Source organism: Tabrizicola fusiformis, assembly GCF_013328815.1.
Lineage (GTDB): Bacteria > Pseudomonadota > Alphaproteobacteria > Rhodobacterales > Rhodobacteraceae > Fuscibacter.
The window spans coordinates 1-4,429 of record NZ_JABUHN010000036.1; the positions used below are offsets into that span (position 1 = coordinate 1).

The window sequence follows — 4,429 nt, forward strand, 5'->3', positions numbered from 1 at the left end:
AGGAGAAGGTCGCGCAGATCATCCACGGCCTCTGGTGGCAGTTCTGAGGCGGTCTGAAGGGCACGGACAACGTCTGGCGTCCGCACCTGGTCACGCAGCACCTCTTCCCGGGCCTTGTCCTTCACCAAGCCATAGGTTTCGGGCGTCAGATGCTGTCGATCGGTAATGACGCGGCGGGTGCCCCGTTCAATCTGCGCATCGAGGTGCTGGCGCGACCAATTTGCCCAAGACGTCTGCAGGGCTGAATATTCGTTCCGCTCGCCTGTGGTGGCCTTCAGCTCGACCAGGGCCTTCTGGGTGGAGATCATCGGCTTGCCGCGGCTCTCGCGCACCGGTGCAATCATCAGATCCACCACCGCGCCGCCGGCTTCGTCCAGATCGAGGCGCGCGCCGAAGACCGATCCCTTCCCGGCCCAGCTTTCCGCCCATGCCTTCGCCTGGTCGAATAGAGCGCGGTTGCGGGGATTGTCGGGGTCATGCAGATCGCCCGTCGCCTTCACCCATTCCGGGGAGATCACGCACAGCGCCTGCATGCAGAGGGGCGCGCCCTTGCGTTCACCGGCCCCCAGCTCTGCCTTGTGGGCCTTGTGGGCGGCGAGATAGTCACGGTCGCTCTGGGGTGCCTTGGACCATGCCAGAGCAGCACCTGGTTCAGCGCCTTCCCGAAGCCGTGCCTGGCTGGTCTCGTCAGCGCGTTCGGCGTGGAGGGTGGCACCGCGCAGCTGGGCGATGCTGGTGATCTTGTTGACGCGGATGGCGGCCTTGAACATCAGAGATAAGACTTACGACTTGTGACATGTGAGGCCGGATAAAAGATAAAGGATTTACGCGGCAGGTGATGGGGTCAGGGTAGCCGGGAAGGGAAGAATTGTCATTTGAAATGACAACCCACTAGGCAATTCCCTTCGGGCCGCTCCGCTAATTGCCATGGGCCAGAGGCGCTACGCCCTCTTGGATCACCAGCATCCGCTAAGTTGCGGCACTCTTCTTGGTTGTGAAGATGGAGGAAAAGTATGGCGCTTAGGCAGACGCATGCCTATCAGATACTGAGGATTTTCAGGGATTTGTCGTGCCAGGACAGCGAATATCGAAGGCCAAAAACAAAAGGATCATCTGCTTTGTAGATGAAACTGGTTCTGCCGGTGACGATCAGTTCTCTCTCGGCCTAGTTATGGCGTTTGCAGCGGACGTCGCGAGGGTCGACAAGATGTTCTCTGACCTTCTTCCAGTAGGCTTTAACGAGTTTCACGCAAACCGCCATGACAACGACTTTGTGCGTACGACGATCGCCGCGTTCCAGGACCGATCGGCGGACACCTCGGTCATGCTCTTCAGCCACTACAAGCCAGATCTTCGTGAGGCCTGCAAAGAAACCACGTACGCCAAGAGCTTGATTGAGGCTGTTAAGGCTTCAACGAAGAAGTTTCGTAGCAGCCATAAGGTTGGGCCGCAGATCAACAACATCGACGTCATCGTTGACGCCTGCGAGCATAACGTCGGCCCGATTTTCCAGCAGAGAATTGCTTCAGCGATTGCAGAGGACGGCATCTTTAGAGGGGTAAACAGAGTAGTTCCCCTAGATTCATCAATATCTCGCTTGATCCAGCTTGCGGATGCCGTGGCCTACATGCGCCATCTGTCCCAAACTGGTGCCGTCCCTGCGAGAGAGTTGAGCAACAACCTGAACATCACTTTGTTCTGAGAAGTACGCAGGGGCGATGGTTATCAACCTGAACCATTGGGTTCAGGGTTACCATCCATGCTTGCTGAACACGAAGCTTAGACAAGTCATGGCGGTTTGCACCGCAAGGTCGCCCCTGCTTGACGAATATAGCAGTCAAGGCGTAAATTTTCAATTATACCCATAGAGGCACCCAAACTGTAAGCCTTCTGGGCTTCGCCCAGAAGGCTTACAGTTTGGGTGCCTTACTCGGAGAGATAATCGATTTGAAAATTCAAATCGATTATCTCTCCGAGTGGGTATTATTTTTTTTGATTCTTGTCAAGTCACAAGTTGTTGCACGCGAATCGCTTCACCCCTTCCTGAGTCTCTGCTGTAGGCGCTTACCGCCCTAGCAGCCTAGCTATGAGCCCTCTGGGTGGGCGCTGATCCGAGAGCAAAGCAGATGCTTGTTGCCGCCATCTGTCGCGATCTTCTCTGAGGTCTGCGATCACGGCCTCCTTGTCAGATAAGCGCTCGTGCGCAGCTTCAAGACGCGCCTGTAACTCCCTGATAGTTCCGTCAATATCAGTTCTTTCGGGGGTGTTTACGTGAGTTTCTTGTTGTTCACTGGAAGCGGCTGGTGGGTAAACTCTATGCAGCTCGGAAGGATCAATGTGAAATGTGCCAGTTTCATCCTTTAGTGCAGAAAGTCTCCCACTTTTTATGGCTTTGGATATTGTTGCCTTAGATTTTCCGGTCGCTTTTGCAGCCTCACCTAGGGTGTACACCATGGGGTTTCCTATCGTTCGCCTTACTGTAAGGGTGAACTGTTTACCCGTTTCAGTCTAGTGTTTGCAGCGATGTTCAGCCTCGCAGGTTCTCTTGTTTCTTGCAGTAGGCCACGAATGCGGCACCCGCGTTCTTCGGTGGGTTTCCTTTAGCGGCGGCATCGTGCGCGAAGGCCAGCCAGTTCGACCGCATGACGTAGTAGTCCCAGCCGAGCGAGCGGGCGTGGGCGCGCGCCTGTTCTTCTGCCCATTCCGGGATTGTGATGGTCGGGGAAAGCGCCACCTGGACGGATCGGGGGCGCACTGTCACCAGGTCGGCCTCGTCGATCTCGAAGCGATAGAAGGGGGTCACGTCGGCCTTGATGATCTCGCGCAGGTTATGGCGGAAGCGCTTGATCGGGGCGTTGCTGCCCGTCTTGTTCTGAAGGTTGGTCAGGCTGATTTGCCACTTGGGGGAGCTGCCGCAGTGTTTGCGGGCGATCTCATACAGCCGCCGTTCCAGCGGGCGGCGAAGGCGGAAGTAGTCATGCGAGATCGTGACCACCTGGTCCGTCTCGATGGCACGCATCAGCCAACGCGACAGCTTCACCTCGCAGTAGTCCAGGCGGAACCGTTCGTCGTCGGTCCGAACGAATCCACCTTCGTCGATCAATGAGAAGATGCGGGTTTCGATCTTGCCGCCGGACTTGATGTTGGTGACGAACTGCGCCCCTTGAAGACGGGCAAAGGCGTCTTCAAGGCGCTTGTAGTGGTTGCCGCCGATCGGGCGGTTGGTCGCAACAGACAGCTCCCGTGCCGAGAAGCGCACGGTGTCCCCAATGGGTTCGCCCCGGTTCTTGCGTGCCATCAGCTGGCTGATGGTGAAGATCAGAATGTCCTTGTCGAAGATGGTGGGTAGGCCCAGTCCCGATGGCCTGATTTTCAGGACGTTGTCGCCACTGCGATATTCGAGGTGGCGCATATCCGGCTTCGTCGCCAGCGAGAACAGCGGGTGTTCCATCGACGCCATGTCGTCTTTCGGCACCGCATCGGCGATGTCGAGGACAAAGAAATCAAGGTTCGGGTGGCGATCTGGCAACAGACTCATGCGGGAAACTTTGACCTTTCAGGAACTCACTTGTTTGACCTATCAGGAACTGTCTTGGGTGGGAAGCCTGTTTGACCCTTTCGGAACCAAAGTTTGACCCTTTCGGAACCAAAGTTTGACCCTTTCGGAACCAAAAACACGGTTTTCGTGATTAGTTTTAATGTGTTGCAGGGCGCGTAACTTACTCCGTAGGTAACACTAATAACACTAGGGCTTTCCGCCCGTATCGCACCTAAAATCCCATCCCCTGCGCAAGCTGTGATGGTGGATTTGCTGAGAAGATCAGAAGTCCAGATCCCGCGACCTGTGCTTGGACTGAACCGGCGCTTCCTGCTCAACCTCGATCTCCGGTTTGGGTTCGCGCTGAACGGCTTTTGTTACCTCTGGCGCCCGTAGGCCAAGGTTCTGCTCATTGCGGGTCACGGCAGCTTCGGCGTTCTGGGGCCAGAGCTGGGCGTGGCTGGGGTAGGGTATCCGTTCATCGCCGCGCAGCTGGGCAAGGGCGTTCTTCACGAAGGCCTCTGCCTTGGCGCAGAAGTCTGCGCATTTGGCGATGACGGCCGTCAGGTGCATCCTGTCAGTCAGGGCCGGGAAGAAGGCCCGTCCAGCCTCATACCCCTTGCGGTCGTCGTCCATGCCCATGCCGAAGCGTTGCGCAGTCGTGACGACTTTTTCTGCGTCCTTGCGCACATCGTTGATGATGGGCCAAGGGTCGGTTTTCGTGCCATCCACCAGCGACGGGTGCAGCTCCCATGCCCGAGGGGCCTCATAGGCTGCAGGAGCGCGCCTGTGGGCCTGCATCTCCCTCTGGAGTAGGAGAAGGTCGCGCAGATCATCCACGGCCTCTGGTGGCAGTTCTGAGGCGGTCTGAAGGGCACGGACAACGTCTGG

At 57.0% G+C, this 4,429-nt stretch carries 4 protein-coding genes; 1 reads left to right on the top strand and 3 read right to left on the bottom strand.

What is annotated here, in order from left to right:
- On the bottom strand, nucleotides 1-770 hold a 770-nt coding region (locus HS053_RS21845; RefSeq protein ID WP_174213352.1), incomplete at its 3' end, for a plasmid recombination protein.
- A gap of 299 nt (nucleotides 771-1,069) precedes the next feature.
- On the opposite strand from HS053_RS21845, the gene HS053_RS21850 reads away from it, so the two are divergent.
- Nucleotides 1,070-1,702, top strand: coding sequence for a DUF3800 domain-containing protein (locus tag HS053_RS21850; RefSeq protein WP_174213353.1), 633 nt, complete (start codon nucleotides 1,070-1,072; stop codon nucleotides 1,700-1,702).
- Between the two features lie 825 nt (nucleotides 1,703-2,527).
- Here the strand turns inward: HS053_RS21850 and HS053_RS21855 are convergent.
- Nucleotides 2,528-3,538 carry a replication initiator protein A gene (locus tag HS053_RS21855; RefSeq protein WP_174213354.1) on the bottom strand — a complete coding sequence of 337 codons (1,011 nt, stop codon included), beginning with the start codon at nucleotides 3,536-3,538 and terminating at the stop codon, nucleotides 2,528-2,530.
- Nucleotides 3,539-3,820: 282 nt separating this feature from the next.
- Nucleotides 3,821-4,429 (bottom strand): hypothetical protein (locus tag HS053_RS21860; protein ID WP_206677665.1); only part of this gene is annotated, 609 nt, incomplete at its 5' end.

Coding starts and splice junctions, on each gene's coding strand:
- HS053_RS21855 (WP_174213354.1), bottom strand. CDS start 3,538: ATGAGTCTGTTGCCAGATCGCCACCCGAACCTTGATTTCTTTGTCCTC.